Annotated in this window: 10 protein-coding genes and 1 tRNA gene; 7 read left to right on the forward strand and 4 right to left on the reverse strand. The window is 67.1% G+C overall.

What is annotated here, in order from left to right; translation table 11 throughout:
• Positions 1–152 precede the first annotated feature (152 nt).
• On the reverse strand, positions 153–635 hold the full coding sequence (locus FBQ73_RS04530) for a hypothetical protein (protein ID WP_138398328.1): 483 nt from the start codon (positions 633–635) through the stop codon (positions 153–155).
• A 153-nt stretch (positions 636–788) separates the two neighbouring features.
• Here FBQ73_RS04530 and FBQ73_RS04535 point away from each other — a divergent pair, with 153 nt between their 5' ends.
• The 5 genes from FBQ73_RS04535 to FBQ73_RS04555 all read left to right on the forward strand — a co-directional run bounded on the left by FBQ73_RS04535 (position 789) and on the right by FBQ73_RS04555 (position 12904).
• Positions 789–2093, forward strand: coding sequence for an efflux RND transporter periplasmic adaptor subunit (locus FBQ73_RS04535; protein WP_138398329.1), 1305 nt, complete (start codon positions 789–791; stop codon positions 2091–2093).
• Positions 2094–2121: 28 nt separating this feature from the next.
• Entirely contained in the window at positions 2122–5331 is a 3210-nt protein-coding gene (locus tag FBQ73_RS04540) for an efflux RND transporter permease subunit (protein WP_138398330.1), read from the forward strand.
• A gap of 174 nt (positions 5332–5505) precedes the next feature.
• The gene (locus FBQ73_RS04545) at positions 5506–8916 is read left to right on the forward strand and encodes a transglutaminase family protein (RefSeq protein WP_138398331.1); all 3411 of its coding nucleotides are present in this window, start codon (positions 5506–5508) and stop codon (positions 8914–8916) included.
• Positions 8917–9524: 608 nt separating this feature from the next.
• Entirely contained in the window at positions 9525–11936 is a 2412-nt protein-coding gene (locus FBQ73_RS04550; RefSeq protein WP_246089566.1) for a circularly permuted type 2 ATP-grasp protein, read from the forward strand.
• A gap of 83 nt (positions 11937–12019) precedes the next feature.
• Positions 12020–12904: a transglutaminase family protein gene (locus tag FBQ73_RS04555; protein ID WP_138398332.1), complete on the forward strand. Its 885-nt coding sequence runs from the start codon at positions 12020–12022 to the stop codon at positions 12902–12904.
• An 87-nt stretch (positions 12905–12991) separates the two neighbouring features.
• On the opposite strand, the gene FBQ73_RS04560 is transcribed toward FBQ73_RS04555, so the two are convergent.
• Complete coding sequence (locus FBQ73_RS04560; protein ID WP_138398333.1) at positions 12992–14521, reverse strand: malonate--CoA ligase; 1530 nt, start codon at positions 14519–14521, stop codon at positions 12992–12994.
• Positions 14522–14582: 61 nt separating this feature from the next.
• Entirely contained in the window at positions 14583–15953 is a 1371-nt protein-coding gene (locus FBQ73_RS04565) for a malonyl-CoA decarboxylase (protein ID WP_138398334.1), read from the reverse strand.
• 295 nt (positions 15954–16248) lie between these two features.
• Between FBQ73_RS04565 and FBQ73_RS04570 the strand changes: the two genes are divergently transcribed.
• Positions 16249–16923: a GntR family transcriptional regulator gene (locus FBQ73_RS04570; RefSeq protein WP_138398335.1), complete on the forward strand. Its 675-nt coding sequence runs from the start codon at positions 16249–16251 to the stop codon at positions 16921–16923.
• Positions 16924–17252: 329 nt separating this feature from the next.
• A tRNA-Arg gene (locus FBQ73_RS04575) sits at positions 17253–17329 on the forward strand.
• A 261-nt stretch (positions 17330–17590) separates the two neighbouring features.
• On the opposite strand, the gene FBQ73_RS04580 is transcribed toward FBQ73_RS04575, so the two are convergent.
• Positions 17591–17918: transposase (locus FBQ73_RS04580; protein WP_138398336.1), on the reverse strand; the 328-nt coding region annotated here is incomplete at its 5' end.

The raw sequence follows: 17918 nt of genomic DNA on the forward strand, positions 1-17918 counted from the left end.
GAGACGAGCCGCCGGACCCTCCGGGAAATGATGCGCCGTTGGACGCCTTCAATGCGGCGTCAGCAAGTCCGAAGGGACGGGGCGGGCGCAGCGGCAAAGCGCGCAGCCACCTCCGCGGGTCCCTCTGGGGGCAGCGAACCATGCGGGGACACTTATGAACGGGTCGCGGCAATGTCAATGCGGGGCGGTGGAGCTTGCCGCCCATTGGGCTCTGCCCACCACCATCCCGCGCCCCAGGCCGCGCCTGGAATGATGAACATGGTGTGCCATAACCCGATGACACGGGGGTCCTGAAGAAGGACGACAAGAGGCTCATCGGAGCGCTCGAACAAGTACACGACAATGACGGAGGGAATGCCTCCCAGAAGCAGGCCGACGAGGTCTCCGTAACGGATGGGCCACGCCGGATGCCTGAGCACGAGGCGCCGGGCCGTCACCTTGAGGCCCCAGGCCGGCAGGGCGCCCAGCACCAAGATCGCGATGCAATAAGGCGCAGGCACCATCATCACCATCCCTGCTGCGAACATCATTTCTCGCCAGGGGCGGAACGCGATCGTCGACGAAAGGATGGGCAAGGCAAGCAGGAGCGCCATGACCGTGGTCGCGCAGGCGGTCCCGGCCAGGTGACCTTTCATAGGGTTCGCTCCCGAGCCTTAGGGAAGGGCGTTGCGACTGTGCACTGGTAGCGGCAATTCGAGCCGTGCCGCAAGGAATCGCTCTTGCCTTCGTGGACACGCCGGAGCCCGGTGCTTAGTATCCGGCGCAATTGCAAAATCGGGGGATATGGCATGGTGGGGGGTATCCGGGTGTCCGGCGTGGCCCGTGGCGGTCTTGCACTCTGCGCGGCCTTGGTCCTGTCGGCTTGCGAGGAAAAGAACACCTACGTACCGCCGCCGCCCGCCGCCGTTACCGTTGCCCCGGTTCTGGAAAAGCCGGTCACGCGCTTCCTTGAGCTGACCGGCAACACCGCTGCCATCAATTCGGTGGATCTGGAAGCCCGCGTCCAGGGCTTCCTCACGCAGATCAACTACAAGGACGGCCAGTTCGCCAAGAAGGGCACTGTCCTGTTCGTGATCGAGCAGGACCAGTACAAGGCCCAGGTGGACCAGGCCAAGGCCCAGCTCGCCGCCAACCAGGCCGCGCAGGTGCAGGCCGAAGCCGAGTACAATCGCCAGGCGCAGCTTGCCAAGCAGGACTTCGCCTCCCAGGCCACCCTCGACCAGGCCCGCGCCAAGCGCGATTCGGCGGTTGCCGAGGTGGCGAACGCCCAGGCCTCCCTGGTGCTTGCCCAGATCAATCTCGGCTACACCCAGATTACCGCGCCCTTCGACGGCGCCGTCACCGCCCATCTTCAGGACGTGGGCGCGCTGGTGGGCTACAGCGGCCCGACCAAGCTTGCCACCGTGGTCCAGGTCAACCCCATTTGGGTCTGGTTCACCTTGAGTGAGCAGGAGGTGCTGCGGATCAAGGAGCATCTGGCCAAGCAGGGCCGTTCGCTGGTCTCCATCACCCGCGACGTACCGGACCTCGACGTCCAGATCGGCCTTCAGACCGAGACCGGTTATCCGCACAACGGCAAGATCGACTATGTGGCCCCGCAGGTGGACCCCAACCTCGGCACGCTGACGGTGCGCGGCATTTTCCAGAATGACGATTTCGCGCTGCTGCCGGGCCTGTTTACGCGGGTGCGGGTTCCGCTGGGCGCGGCGCAGACCACCGTGCTGGTGCCGGATGCTGCCCTCAACGCCAACCAGCTGGGACCCTATGTGCTGACCGTGAACGCCGACAATGTGGTCGCACAGACCCAGGTGACCCTGGGCCAGCTCCAGGCCGACGGCCTGCGCGCCATCCAGAGCGGGCTGAAGGCCGGCGACCGCATCATCATCAACGGCATCCAGCGCGCGGTGCCGGGCTCGAAGGTGAAGGTGGAGGAGGGCACCATCGTCGGCATCGCGGCACCCGCCATCGACCAGGGGAACAAGCCGCTGGCCAAGCCCGCGGGTGTGGCCCCCGCTGATGCTCCCGCCGTGGCCGCCCCCTCGGTCGCGCCGTCCGTGGCGCCGTCGCCGGCGCCTGCGACACCGAAGAACTGACCCGCTCTCGAAGAAAGAGGCTGCGCCCATGATATCGCGCTTTTTCATCGAGCGGCCGGTCCTCTCGAACGTCCTCGCACTCGTCTTCGTGCTGATCGGCCTGGTCTCGCTGACCCGGCTGCCGGTGTCGCAGTATCCGAACATCGTGCCGCCTACGGTGTCGGTGTCGACCTCCTATCCCGGTGCGTCCGCCAAGACCATGATCGACACCGTCGCCCTGCCCATCGAGCAGCAGGTGAACGGCGTCGAGGGCATGTTGTACATGCAGTCTTGGTCGGCCTCCGACGGCACCTACACGCTCATCGTCACCTTCGACATCGGCGCCGATCCCAACATGGCGCAGGTGCTGGTGCAGAACCGCGTCAACATCGCCCTGGCCTCGCTGCCCACGGCGGTGCAGGCGCAGGGCGTCACCATCCTGCAGAAGGGCACCTCGATCCTCGAGTTCGTGACCCTGATCTCGCCGGATGGGCGCTATGACGGGCTGTACCTCAACAACTACGCCATCATCAACATCCAGAACGAGCTGGCCCGCGTGGCGGGCGTTGCCAACGTGGGCATCTTCGGCACCGGCACCTATGCCTTGCGCATCTGGATGGACCCGGACCGCATGCAGGCCTTCGGCCTGACCCCCCAGGACATTTCCAACGCCATCCAGAAGCAGAGCCAGATCGTCACCCCCGGCCAGCTCGGCATCCCGCCGGCGCCGGACAATGCCTCCTTCCAGTATACGGTGAACATCGCCGGCCGCCTCGACGACGCCAAGGACTATGAGAACATCATCGTCAAGGTGGACAATTCGGACGGCGGCCGCATCGTCCGCATCCGCGATATCGGCCGGGTGGAGCTGGGCGCGCAGAGCTATTCCAAGGACTTCACCCAGGACAACAAGCCCGCCGCTGGTATCGGCATCTTCCAGCTGCCCGCCGCCAACGCCCTCGACGTGTCGGCGCGCGTGGCCAAGAAGATGGAAGAGCTGAAGAAGGACTTCCCCGAAGGCCTCGAATACAGCATCCCCTTCAACACCACCCTGTTCGTGACGGCCTCCATCGACGAGGTCTGGAAGACCCTGTTCGAGGCGGCGATCCTGGTGCTGGTGGTGATCCTGCTGTTCCTCCAGGACTGGCGGGCCACCCTGGTGCCGGCCACCACCGTGCCGGTGACCATCATCGGCGCGTTCGCGGCCATGGACGCCATGGGCTTCACCATCAACCTGTCGACGCTGTTCGCCATCATCCTGGCCATCGGCATCGTGGTGGACGACGCCATCGTCATCGTGGAAGGCGTGGCACGCCACATCGAGGAGGGTATGGCGGGCCAGCCCGCGGCCGAGAAGGCCATGGACGAGCTGTTCGGCCCGGTGGTGGGCATCACGCTGGTGCTCATGAGTGTGTTCCTGCCGGCCTCGTTCATTCCGGGCCTGACCGGGCAGATGTTCAAGCAGTTCGCGTTGGTCATCGCCGCCACGGCCTTCATTTCGGCCATCAACGCGGCGACCCTGAAGCCCACCCAGTGCGCCCTGTGGTTGCGCCAGCCGGTGCCGCCGGAAAAGCGCAACTTTATCTTTCGCGGCTTCAACAAGATTTACGCCAAGGCGGAGCATTGGTATACCGGCGTCATCTCCCGCATGGTGCACCATTCCAAGGTCATGGTGATCATCGCCCTGGCGCTTATGGGCGTGGCCGCCTACGGCCTCACCCGCGTGCCCACCTCGTTCCTGCCCATCGAGGACCAGGGTTACTTCCTCGCCCACGTGCAGCTGCCGGACGCCTCGAACCTCAATCGCACCAAGAAGGTGATGGCGGACGTCAGCGAACGCATCCGCAAGGTGCCGGGGGTCGAGACCGTGCTCGCCATCTCCGGCATTTCGGTGCTGGACAATTCATCCACGCTGTCCAATGCGGGCGTCACCTACATCACCCTGAAGCCGTGGTCGGAGCGCTACGCCACTACCGGCCAGGACCTGCTCTCGCTCTATGAAAACCTCAACAAGGCGGTGGCGGACGTGGTCCAGGCGGAGGTGCTGATCCTCGTGCCGCCGGCCATCCAGGGCATCGGCAACGCCGCCGGCTTCACCATGCAGCCGCAACTGCGCAACGGCAATTTCGACTACCGGCTGCTGGAGCAGATCACCACCTCGATGGTGGACAAGGCGCAGGCCCAGTCCGCTCTCGCGCACGTCTCCTCGTCGTTCCGCGCCGGGGCGCCGCAGCTCGAGGTGGAGGTCAACCGCATCAAGGCGGAGACGCTGGGGGTCACGGTGGGGCAGGTGTTCGACACCATCTCGTCCTATCTGGGCTCGACCTACGTCAACCAGATCAACAAGTTCGGCAACGTGTTCCAGGTCTATGTGCAGGCCGAATCGGGCTATCGCGTCACCCCGACCGACCTTGCCAACCTGAAGGTGCGCACGCCCAAGGGGCAGATGGTTCCGCTTGGCACCCTCGTCACCGTGAAGATGGTGCAGGGCCCGCCGCTCATCTCGCTCTACAACCTGTATCCCAGCTCCACCGTGGTGGGCGGAACCGCTCAGGGCTTCTCTTCGGGGCAGGCACTGTCCCTCATGGAGCAGATCGCCACCGCGACCCTGCCGCCGGGCACGGGCTTCGAGTGGACCGCCATGTCCTACCAGGAGAAGGCGGTCGGCAATCAGATCTACTACGTGTTCGGCCTCGCCATCCTGCTGGTCTATTTCGTGCTGGCCGGCCAGTATGAGAGCTGGATCCAGCCCATGGCGGTGATCCTGGCGGTGCCCCTGGCTCTGCTCGGCACGGTCGGCGCGTTGGTGGGCCTCGGCATCTCCAACAACCTCTACACCCAGATCGGACTGGTGCTCTTGATCGCCCTTGCCTCGAAGAACGCCATCCTCATCGTGGAATATGCGCGCGAGAAAAGGGCGGAGGGCATGGACATCATGGATGCGGCGGTGGAGGCCTCGCGCCTCCGGTTCCGGCCCATCCTCATGACCTCCTTCGCCTTCATCCTGGGCGTGTTGCCGCTGGTTTTCGCCACCGGCGCCGGTGCCAATTCCCGCAAGTCCATCGGCATCGCCGTGGTGTCGGGCATGCTGGCGTCCACCTGCCTCGCGGTCCTGTTCGTGCCGTCTTTCTATACGGTGCTGCAGCGGTTCGAGGAGAAGCTGAAGGGCAAGAAGAAGCCCGCGGGCCATGCGCCGCCCGAGCCGCCGGAAACCCCGGAGGCCGATGTCGGCGTGCCACCCGCGCCCGCATCTGCCTGATCGGGGCGCGCCGGCCCTGCCGAAACCCGTGACATCTGCCCATTATGCGGGCAGATGTCGCCGCAAAGTCGCGCTTTCTCCCTATAACGGCCTTGTCTAACCTTGGCCGGAAACCGCCCACCCCACCCCTTGGGCTGCCCGTAGGGCCAATGCCCGCAGGACCAGGTGCCATATATGTCGATCCTCGCGAGCCTGCATCACGTTACGAGCTACAAGTACGAGCGCCCGGTCACGATGGGGCCGCAGACCATCCGCCTGCGTCCGGCGCCGCACAGCCGTACCGAGATCCCCGCCTATTCGCTCAAGATTTCACCAGCTGAACATTTCATCAACTGGCAGCAGGACCCGTTCGGCAACTGGCTCGCGCGCATCGTGTTCCCGGAGAAGGTGGAGGAGTTCAAGGTCGAGGTGGACCTCCTCGCCAAGCTCGACGTGCTCAATCCGTTCGACTTCTTCGTCGAGGAATATGCCGAGAATTTCCCCTTCACCTACACCCCCGAGCTGAAGGCGGAGCTGGCCCCCTATCTCGAGCTGGAGAAGGAGGGCGCCCCGTTCGACGCCTTCGTCGCCGGGGTATCGCTTGAGCCGCGCCGCATCGTGGATTTCCTGGTGGAGATCAACCAGCTCCTCCAGAAGGAGATCGGCTACGTCATCCGCATGGAGCCGGGCGTCCAGACCCCGGACGAGACGCTCACCAAGAAGCTCGGCTCCTGCCGCGACACCGGCTGGCTCTTGGTGCAGGTGCTGCGCCATCTCGGCCTCGCCGCGCGCTTCGTCTCCGGCTACCTGATCCAGCTGAAGCCCGACGTGGCGGCCCTCGACGGTCCCTCCGGCACTGACGTGGACTTCACCGACCTCCACGCTTGGTGCGAGGTCTATGTGCCGGGCGCGGGCTGGATCGGCCTCGACCCCACCTCGGGGCTGCTGTGCGGCGAGGGCCACATCCCGCTCGCCGCGACCCCGCACTATCGTTCCGCCGCCCCCATCACCGGCTATCTGATGGAGAAGACGGAGACCGAGTTCGGCTTCGACATGAGCGTCGCCCGCGTGGCCGAGGCGCCGCGCGTGACCCTGCCGTTCTCCGACGAGACCTGGGCCGCCCTCGACGAGCTGGGCCAGAAGGTGGACGTGGACCTCAAGGCCGGCGACGTGCGCCTGACCATGGGTGGCGAACCCACCTTCGTCTCCATCGACGACTATGAATCTCCCGAGTGGAACACCGAGGCGCTCGGCCCGCAGAAGCGGGTGCGCGCGGATGACCTCATCCGCCGCCTGCGCAAGCGCTTCTCCACCGAGGGCGTGCTGCATTACGGCCAGGGCAAGTGGTATCCCGGCGAGACGCTGCCGCGCTGGTCGTTCGACCTGTTCTGGCGCAAGGACGGCCAGCCCATGTGGCGGCGCGAGGACCTGATCGCCGACGAGAAGACCAATTACGCCCCGACCCCGGCCGACGCCGAGCGTTTCTGCCGGGCGGTGGCCGAAAAGCTCGCGGTGGGCTCGCAGTTCGTGCTGCCCGCCTACGAGGACAACATCTATTACATGTGGAAGGAGCAGTGCCTTCCCGAGAACATCGCCCCCGGCGACGAGCGCATGGCCGACGAGGTGCAGCGCCGCATGCTGGCGCGTACCTTCAACCAGGGCCTCGCCAATGCCACCGGCTCGGTGCTGCCCCTGCGCCGGGTGTGGACGCCCGAAGGCTTTGCCTGGCGCTCTGAGCTGTGGACCTTCCGCCGCGAATTCCTGTTCCTGATCCCCGGCGAAAGCCCCATGGGCTATCGCCTGCCGCTGGAATCGCTGCAGTTCCTCGCGCCCACGCGCTACCCCTATGTGGTGCCCACCGACCCGTTCGAGCCGCGCGGGCCGCTGCCGGACGCCGATGAGCTCGCCGCCCGCTACCGCGCCGGCGGTGAAGGCACGGCCGGTACCGACGGCGCCACGCCGGTCGATGCCCGCGAGCGCTATTCCGTCGCCCCGCGCCGGGAAGCCTACGGCACCGGTGAGCGGGCGCAGGAGCTGGTGCGCCAGTATCTGGCCCAGAACGACACCCAGGTGTTCACCGCCGACACACGCACCGCGCTTTGCGTGGAGCCGCGCAACGGCCGCCTCTGCGTGTTCCTGCCCCCGGTGGAGACGCTGGAGGACTATGTGGACCTCATCGCCGCCGTCGAGCAGGTGGCGATTGAGCTAAACACCCCTCTGCACCTGGAGGGCTATCCGCCGCCCTTCGACTACCGCCTCAACCTCATCCGGCTCGCGCCTGATCCGGGCGTGCTGGAGGTGAACGTCCATCCGTCCGACACCTGGTCCGGCTGCGTGGAGATCACCCGCATCCTCTATGAGGAAGCGCGCCTCGCCCGCCTCGGCACCGAGAAGTTCATGGTGGACGGCCGCCACACCGGTACCGGCGGCGGCAACCACGTGGTGGTGGGCGGCTCCACACCGGCCGACAGCCCCTTCCTGCGCCGGCCCGACCTGCTGAAGAGCCTGCTGCTGTTCTGGCAGCGCCACCCCTCCTTGTCCTACATGTTCTCGGGCCTGTTCATCGGCCCGACCTCCCAGCATCCGCGGGTGGACGAGGCCCGGCACGACAGCCTTTACGAGCTGGAGATCGCGCTTTCCAAGATCGGCCTGCCCGGAGCGGCCGAGGGGCCGACCCCGCCGTGGCTGGTGGACCGCCTGCTGCGCAATCTGCTGGTGGACGTCACCGGCAACACCCACCGCACCGAAATCTCCATCGACAAGCTCTATTCGCCGGATGGCCCCACCGGCCGCCTGGGCCTGGTGGAGTTCCGCTGCTTCGAGATGCCGCCGGACTGGCGCATGAGTCTGGCCCAGCAACTGCTGCTGCGCGCCCTCATCGCCCGGCTGTGGCACAAGCCGGTCACCGGCAAGTGCGCGCGCTGGGGCACCATCCTCAACGACCGCTTCATGCTGCCCCATTACGTCTGGGCCGACTTCGTGGACGTGCTGGAGGACCTCTCGGACGCCGGCTACAGCTTCGATCCGGAATGGTTCCGCGCCCAGTTCGAGTTCCGCTTCCCGCACTACGGCAAGGTGCAACGGGGCGGCGTCGACGTGGAGATCCGCCAGGCGCTCGAATGCTGGCACGTGCTGGGTGAAGAGGGCGTCGTCGGCGGCACCGCCCGCTACGTGGACTCCTCGGTGGAGCGCCTGCAGGTGAAAGTGGAGGGCTTCAACCCCGCCCGTCACATCGTCACCTGCAACGGGCGGCGGCTGCCGCTGGCGCCCACCGGCCGCAACGGCACCTTCGTCGCCGGCGTGCGCTACAAGGCGTGGCAGCCCTGGTCGGGCCTGCATCCCACCATCCCGGTCCAGGCGCCCCTCACCTTCGACGTGGTGGATACCTGGAGCGAGCGCTCGCGCGGCGGCTGCCGCTATTACGTGTCGCATCCGGGCGGTCGCAGCTACGAGACCTTCCCGGTGAATTCCTATGAAGCCGAGGCCCGCCGCCTCGCCCGCTTCCAGGATTACGGCCACACGCCCGGCACCACTCCCGTTCCCGAGGAGAACGCGCCGGACGAGTTCCCCACCACCCTCGACCTGCGCCGTCCCATCGGCGCGTAAGGCCGCATCGGCGCCCGCCCTTGGTTCCCTCCGCCTCCCTCTCGGGAGGGGAGGGGCGAGGGCAGAGCCGTCGGGCCGCGCCTGCGGCCCGGTTTCGGCCGGATCAGGCGGATGGCATGAAGGGCGACCTTTCAGGCCTGGATGAAATCCATTTGGAATCAAGCCCCTGGTGCAGGTGAGCCGGTCTGGGCCGAAGGGCCCCGGCGCGCGGGAAGGCGGCTTAAGCCAGGCCTCCGTCGCCTCTGCGAAGGCTGGGCGAGATTGGAGTCGGCGGAGGAGCCCCGTGGAAGGGGCGTTCCGACCTATTCCAAAGAAGAGTGCATCCGGCGCCGGTCCGGTCATAATGGGGCGTTCGGGAATGCCGGGCACCTCGAGGGCGTTGCCATTGGATTGCGCGGCAATTCGATGGATAAAACGGTCTCTTCTCTTAGGCTTAGAGGCGGGTTCAGATTTTGGACGGGATCGCTGCGCACATTCCGCCCAAAACGAATCCGGCCGTGGAAGGGGTAGTCGTGTCGGGGGCCGAGCAGCGGAGCGAGGTGTTTGAACGGGCGGCCGCGGAAAGCCTCATCGGAGGCTACCGGACCTTGCCCGGCATCCGCGACGAGATGATGGATCAGGACGGCCAGCCGCGCCGCCACTGGATGCCATTTCTCGCTGCCCTTGCGGAGCTCGGTTCCGACGAGCTGCGCCGGCGCTTTTCCGCCGCCGATCGCTATCTGCGCGATTCGGGCGTCTTCTACCGCGTCTATGACGATACCGGCGGCGGCGAGCGGCCCTGGTCGCTCAGCCACATGCCGCTGCTCATCGAGGACGCGGACTGGCAGGTGCTCTCCGCCGGCCTCATCGAGCGCGCCGAACTGCTGGAAGTGGTGCTTCAGGACCTCTATGGTGCCGGGCATCTGGTCGCCGATGGCGATTTGCCCGCTGCGGCCGTGGCCGGCAGCCCTGAATTCCTGCGGCCGCTGGTGGGCATCAAGCCCGAGGGTGGGCGCTTCCTGCGGGTCTATGCCGCCGATGTGGGGCGTGGACCGGATGGCCGCTGGTGGGTGCTTGCCGATCGCACCCAGGCGCCATCGGGCGCCGGCTACGCGCTGGAGAACCGCCTCGCCTCCACCCGCGCCCTGCCGGACGTGTCGCGCAATCTCAACATGCAGCGCGTCGCATCCTTCTTCCAGGCATTGCGCACCTCGCTGATGAAGCTGGACCGGACCGGGGAGGGGCGCATCGGCCTGCTGAGCCCGGGCCCGCTCAACGAAACTTATTTCGAGCACGCGCTGCTCGCCCGCTATCTCGGCTTCCTGCTGGTGGAGGGCGAGGACCTGACCGTGCGCGGCGATACGCTCCACGTGCGCACGGTGGCGGGGCTGCGGCGCATCGACGTGCTGCTGCGCCGGCTCGATGCCGACTTCGCCGATCCTCTGGAGCTGAATGCCGGCTCGCGCCTCGGCGTGCCCGGCCTCGTTCAGGCGGTGCGCATGGGCGGCGTGTCGCTGGCCAATGCGCTGGGCACCGGCCTCATCGAGGCGCCTGCGCTTCTTGCCTTCCTGCCGCGCATCGCCACCCGCGTGTTCGGCCGGCCGCTCAAGCTGCCCCATGTGGCCACCTGGTGGTGCGGCCAGCCCGCCGAGCGGGCGCAGGTGATGGAGCATCTGGACGAACTGGTCATTTCCTCGGCCTTCGGGCGCGCCCTGCCGGGCCTGCCGGACGGGGGATCGGTGCTGGGCGCGGACCTGACCGCCACCGACCGGCGGCGCCTGTCCACCCTGCTGGCCCGGCGCGGCGGCGACGTGGTGGGCCAGGATATCGCCCGCCTGTCCACCACCCCGGTGTGGACGGGGGAAAAGCTGACGCCGCGCCCGTTCATGCTGCGCGTCTTCCTTGCCGCCACCGACAAGGGCTGGACGGTGATGCCCGGCGGCTTCTGCCGCATCTCCTCCGCCCCCGACGCCCGCGCCGTCTCCATGCAGAAGGGCGACCGCTCGGCGGACGTGTGGGTGCTGGCGGACGCCGAGGTGGCGGACACCACGCTGCTGCCAAGCTCGGCCAACGTGAAGGTGCGGAGGTCCTCCGGCACGCTGCCGAGCCGGGCGGCGGACAATCTGTTCTGGCTCGGGCGCTATGTGGAGCGCGCCGAGGCGACGCTTCGCCTGTCGCGGGTGCTGGTGGGCCGGCTCGCGGAAAGCGGCGACAGCGGTACCAGCCCCCTCGTCACGCGTCTGCTGGGCCTTCTGGGCGCCTGGGGCGCCATGCCGCGTGACCTTGCCCGGGCCACCCCGGCCCGCTATGCGGTGGCGGTGCTGACCCGCCGCGACGTGCCCGGCGCCTTGCCGCAACTGGTGCAGGCGGCCCGGGCCTCGGCCTCGGTGATCCGCGACCGTTTCTCGCCCGACGCCTGGCGGGCGCTGGTGGATCTTGAGGCCTGCGTGGATGCGCCCATCGCCCCCGCCCCCTCCGAGGCGGATGCGGCGGAGCGGGCGGATGCCGCCTTGCGGATCATTGCCGCCTTCTACGGCCTCGCCTCGGAAAACATGAACCGGCTGACCGGCTGGCGGTTTCTGGAGCTGGGCCGGCGCACCGAGCGGGCCATCGGCACCCTGCGCTTCGCCCGCACCTTCGGCGAGGTGGGGGCGCCGCTCGGCTCCCTTGATGCGCTGCTGCAGGTGGCGGACAGCCTCATCACCTACCGCACCCGCTATGTGATGATGGAGGCGCGCGGACCGGTGCTCGACCTGGTGCTGCTCGATCCGGACAATCCGCGCTCGGTGGCGTTCCAGGTGCATCGCATGGCCAATCACCTGAAGGTGCTGCCGGGCCGCGACCAGGATGCGCCGCCGCCGCTCTGGGAGCGCCTTGTCGCCCGCATGCAGGCGGAACTGGCCGCGAGCACGGCGGAGAGCTTCGAGCCGGCCTGGTTCGACGCCATGGAGAAGATGCTGATGGAGCTGTCCGACGAGATCGCCGCCCATTACTTCCTCCAGGGCCACGCCCCGGAGATGACGCACTCGCTTTCCATGTGAAGGTTTGGAGCACCCATTAGAGGGCGATTGAGCCAGAAGATCCCGGATGCGTCGCATCCGTGGGATCCACGAGGAAGGGACAGATGCTCTACGACATCCGCCAGACCACCACCTACAGCTATCAGGTGCCCGTGCGGGTGGTGCGGCAGGTGCTGCGCATGACGCCGGTGGACCGCATCGGCCACCAGCACGTCATCGCCCACATCCTCGACATCGATCCCGATCCGGCGGAGCTGGAGCACGGCATCGACTTCTTCGGCAATGGCCTCACCTGGCTCACCATCGACCAGCCCCACGGCCATCTCTCGCTCACCACCCGCAGCCGGGTGGACGTGACCTCCACCGCTTTGCCGGACCCGGCCGAGACGCTGCTGGTGGACGATGTACGGGCCGCGGCGCTGGAGGAGGCCGACCTCGGGCCGGACGCGGCTGCCCACGGTCTGTTCCCGAGCCGCGCCGTGCCGCTCGATCCCGAAATTACCGAGTGGACTGCCACCAGTTTCCGCGGCGACCGCCCGGTGCTGGAGGCCGGGCTGGAACTGATGCATCGGGTGTACGAGGATTTCACCTACCAGCCCGGCGCAACCCATGTGGCCACCCCGCCCCATGAGGCGTTCGCCGCCAAGGCCGGGGTGTGCCAGGACTTCGCCCAGGTGATGATTGCCGGGCTGCGCGGCCTCGGCCTGCCGGCGCGCTATGTGTCGGGCTATCTGCGCACCATCCCGCCGGAAGGCCAGCCGCGCCTTGAGGGGGCGGACGCCACCCACGCGTGGGTGGAGATCTGGTGCGGGCCGGAGGCCGGCTGGATCGGCCTTGATCCCACCAACGCCATTCCGGTGGGGGACGACCACATCATCCTCGCCGTCGGCCGCGACTATGCCGATGTGGCGCCGGTGGACGGGGTGATCGTCACCTCCGGCGACCATCGCCTGTCCGTGGGCGTGGACGTGGCCCCCGTGGTGCGGTGACGCCAACCACCCGTTGCCGCGAGCCTGTGCGGCGCCTGAGCGCTCACGGCGCCGGTCAAAGACCGGGACCGTTGGCATGAGAGCGCTTCACGCCACGGCGCGGAAGATGTCCTTGTAGGTGTCGCGCAGCACGTTCTTCTGCACCTTGCCCATGGTGTTGCGCGGCAGCTCGGCCACGAAGAACACCCGCTTGGGCTGCTTGAACTTGGCGAGCCGGTTCTCCAGCGCGGCGTTGATATCCGCCTCGGTCAGGCTGGCGCCCGCCACCGGCACCACCACGGCGGTGACCCCCTCGCCGAAATCCGGGTGGGGCACCCCGATCACCGCGCTTTCCGCCACGCCGGGAATGGCGTCGATCTCGCCTTCCACTTCCTTGGGATAGACATTGAAGCCGCCGGTGATGACGAGGTCCTTGCCCCGGCCGACGATGTGCACATAGCCCTTGGCGTCGATCTTGCCGAGATCGCCGGTGATGAAGTAGCCGTCGCGAAATTCCGCCGCAGTCTTCTCCGGCATGCGCCAGTAGCCCTTGAAGACGTTGGGTCCCTTCACCTCGATCATGCCGATGTCGTCGGTGGGCAGCACCCGCCCGCTCTCCGGATCGGTGACGCGTAGCGAGATGCCGGGCAGGGGGAAGCCCACGGTGCCGGCTATGCGCTCGCCATCATAGGGATTGGAGGTGTTCATGCCGGTCTCGGTCATGCCGTAGCGTTCGAGAATGGCGTGGCCGGTGCGCTCGAAGAAGGCGCGGTGGGTCTCCGCCAGCAGCGGCGCCGAGCCGGAGACGAACAGGCGCATCTTCGCCGTCGCCTCCTTGGTGAGGCCCGGCTGGTCGAGGAGGCGGGTGTAGAAGGTGGGCACGCCCATCAGGCTCGTCACCTCGCCCGCCGCCATCAGCTCCAGCGCCTCGCGCGGGTCGAACTTCGCCCGGAAGATCATGGCGGCGCCGGCCAGGAGCACGATGTTGGACGCCACGAACAGCCCGTGGGTGTGGAAGATGGGCAGGGCGTGGAGCAGCACGTCGTCGCCCGTGAACCGCCATTCGTCCTTCAGCGTCAGGGCGTTGGACAAGAGGTTGTCGTGGCTCAGCATGGCGCCCTTGGCGCGGCCCGTGGTGCCCGAGGTGTAGAGGATGCCGCCGAGGTCTTCCGGCCCGCGTAGGACGTCGGCAAATTCCGTGGGCAGGTGGGCCGACCCGTCCGTCAGCGATCCGGTACCGTCGGCACCCAGCGTCTCGATGGAAGGCACGCCAAGCCGCGTCGTCAGGGCGCGGGCCTCGGCCTCGATGTGAGGCGGGCAGATGAAGAGCGTCGGCTCCGCATCCGAGAGGAAATACTCCACCTCGTTCAGGGTGTAGGCGGTGTTGAGCGGCAGGTAGACGCCGCCGGCGCGCACCGTGGCGAGATAAAGGGCGAGGGCCGGCCAGGACTTCTCCACCTGCACCGCCACCCGGTCGCCGGGCTTCACGCCGCGCGCCACCAGCAGATGGGCCAGGCGGGCGGAGAGCGCCAGCGCGTCGCCATAGGTCTCCACCCGTCCGTCGGCGAGGGTGGCGAGCGGGGTGTCGAGGGCGGGCATGGCGGCGCGGATGGCGCCGAAGAGATGGTTCTCGCTCATTGTTTCTCTCGTGCCATCGGCCCCTTCTTCCGGGGACCGATCTGGTTTGGTCCGTCCTGCCTCAGGAGGTGGGAACGAGCGCGCGGCTGGCGGCCTCGGCCTTCAGCAGCTTTTTGACGGGTCCGCTCGCTACCACCTCGCCCTTGCCGAGGAAGGCTTCGTGGTTCTTCTCGATGTCCGCCAGCACATAGCGGTAGTTCACCATCAGCCCGGCGGCCTGGGCGATGCCCTTGGACGAGAGGTCGCCCATGGGGTTGATGCGCTCCAGCCGCGCCCCGTTGCCGAGGTGGAAGCGGGCCACCGGGTCCACCGGCTTGCCCTTGGTGGTGCGGGCGACAAGGAAATAATAGGCCGCTGCCGCCGAGAGCACCGGCACCAGCGCCTCACGCGTCTCCGGCTTCTCGGCCCAGTCCGGAGCATCGAGCGCGGCCAGCGCCTCGCGATCGAGGGGGGTGAGGGCGGGGGAATTCTCCGCCTTGCGCTCGGCATCCAGCCAGGCACGGAAGCCGGGCACCGGCGAAAGCGTTACGAAGGTGGAGAGCGAGGGGATCTCGCGGGAGATCTCCTCCACCACCTGCTTGATCAGGAAATTGCCGAAGGAGACGCCGCCGAGCCCGCGCTGGCAGTTGGAGATGGAATAGAACACCGCGGTGGTGGCCTTTTCCGGCTCCAGATGGGCGCGGGACTGGTCGAGCACCTGGGCGATGCCGCCGGGAATATCCTTCGTCAGCGCCACTTCCACGAAGATCAGCGGTTCGTCCACGAGGGCGGGGTGGAAGAAGGCGTAACAGCGCCGGTCCGGCGTATCCACGCGGGCGCGCAGATCGTTCCAGTCGCGGATGGCATGCACCGCCTCGTAGCGGATGATCTTTTCCAGCACGTTGGCGGGCGTCGACCAGTCGATGCGGCGCAGCACGAGAAACCCCCGGTTGAACCAGGACGAGAAGAGATGTCCGAAATCCCGGTCCACCGCGGCAAGATCGTGGCGATGGACGAGGGCGTCCATCAGATTCTCGCGCATGCGCACCAGGGAGAGGGTGGCGCCGGGGCCGAGATTGAACCGGCGGAACAGCTCCTGCCGGCGCGGCTCGCTGGCGAGATGGAGTTCTGCGGCCGCCGCGTCCGAGCCGGTGCGGCCATAGCTCTCGATGGCTTTTTCAAGCCGTGCGCGATCCGGCCCGAATGTCTCTGCCAGCGCTTCGAAAAAGGCGATGCGCTCGCCGGTCTTCATGCGGGCGTAGCGATCCAGGATGTCGGAGGCCAGCGCAACGCCGGAAGCCTCGCCCCGACCAGAGAGAAGCTGCTCGCAGCGCTCCACCAGGGTCGCCGCCTTGGTGGCGCCGGATACCCTGCTCGACCGGTCGAGCAGGGAGCGCCCCCGTTCCGCGATGGAGGTGAGGAGGTCGCCGAAGAAGGAAGTATTGGAACTCATCGCATCGCCCCGCCGTGGTCCCAGAGCCCGCTGCCGGAGCGCCTATGGGAAAGCCGGAAGCTGGCGATGGCAAGGCGCGCGTGCACCGCACGCCCCATCTCTTTCGGCTGAGAGCCGACCGGCGCTGCGGAGCGCGGACAGTTCCCGGCGGTCGGATGGAGCATGGCATCCTCGGTGGTCATTATGCATGTACTAAAATCTCGATTGGATTTTTTGTCAACAATCTTGTATACAAGATCTGTTGGTTGCACCGAGAGCGCCGTCGCGGTGTTCTGGGATCGGACGGAGGCGGACAGTGCGCGGCGAGCAGACCCCGAGGCTCAGGGAGGCGCTGGAAAACGATATCGTCTCCGGCCGGCTGCGGCCGGGCCAACGGCTTGACGAGGTCGGTCTCGCCGCGCGCTTCGGCGTCTCGCGGACGCCGATCCGCGAGGCATTGATCCAGCTGTCCGCCTCGGGCCTCATCGAGATTCGCCCGCGCCGGGGCGCCTTCGTGGTGCTGCTCGGCCCGCGCGAGTTGCTGGAATCCTTCGAGCTGATGGCGGAGCTGGAGGCCGCCTGCGCGCGCCTCGCCGCCCAGCGCATGGCGGCTTGCGATCGCGCCGCCCTCGCCGAGGCCCATGCCGCCTGCGGCGCGGCGGTCGAGGCGGGGGATGTCTGCGCCTATTATCCGGCCAACGCGGCCTTTCACGCCGCCATCTATGCCGCCACCGGCAACCGGGTGATCCATGGCGAGGCCTTGCGGCTGCAGCGGGCGTTGCAGCCCTATCGCCGGCTCCAGCTCAACGTGCCACGCCGTATGGAGGCCTCCTTCGCCGAGCATGAGGCGATCATGGTCGCGCTTTGTGCTGGCGATGGCATTGTCGCCGCAGAACGGGCGCGAACCCACGTTCTGGTTCAGGGTGAGCGCTTCATGGCCCTGCTCGCCGCCCTGCAGGCTGAGACCGAGGCTTTGGCTGAAGCCGGCTAGGGGATGCAATGGGAGCGGCGGCCGAGATGCCCCGCTCGCCTGTGCTTATGCCGAATCCGGAAGGTCCAATCACCACGATGGGGATGCCGCGACCGCGCGTTCCAACACCTGTTGCCGCCCGCGTCTGCTTCCAGTATGAAGGCCGAGCCGGCGTCCGCGACACGCACCCGTATCTCAGCTGGCTAGAGCGCTGCCCTCCGAAGGCACGTGTCAAGCCGGCCGATGCGAAAGGTGGGAAGAAAAGCGTTATTGAATTCAAAGGCTTGCGGGCGTGTGGCCGAGGGCTTCACTTTCGCAAAAATTCCGAGTAAGCACTGCGTAAGCAGCAGGCACCCGTAGCTCAGCTGGATAGAGCGCCGCCCTCCGAAGGCGGAGGCCACACGTTCGAATCGTGTCGGGTGCGCCATTGCAATCAGAAGTTGCTTTGGTATTTGCGCGGAAGTTGCGTTTTTCCATTCTGGCGGCGGAATCTCATTCGCCGACCTAGTGTGACCGGGTGCTGCTCGCACCTGCATCCAAATCTCTCCAAAATTCGACCATGTATGAGACGCTCGGCTAGCTCGGCCCGCTTCTACGGTGGGCCTCTAGGGCGCGGAAGTCGGCAGATGTCCGATGCCTCCCCCGTCGCGCTGAAATCGTCATTTGCAAAAACTAGAGCATTTTCCGCTCATAATGGCTCATATCCTGCGGCCATGAAGAAGTTCTGGCATTCCTTTGACGTGAAGCAGTCGATGAGGCGACCGATGGCGTCCCACAGGCCGGCGACGGAGCGCTCGGCGTCTTTGCGCAGGAGCGCCTTGAGCTTTGAGAATGCCTTCTCGATGGGATTGAAGTCGGGGCTGTAGGGCGGCAGATAAAGCAGACCGGAGCCGGCAGCCTCGATGGCGGCGCGGACCTGAGGCCCCTTGTGGGAGCCGAGATTGTCCATCACCACCATGTCGCCTGGCGAAAGCTCGGGAATGAGAACCTGTTCCACATAGGCCAGGAACGCCACG

This window comes from Xanthobacter autotrophicus, assembly GCF_005871085.1.
Taxonomy (GTDB): Bacteria; Pseudomonadota; Alphaproteobacteria; order Rhizobiales; family Xanthobacteraceae; genus Xanthobacter; species Xanthobacter autotrophicus.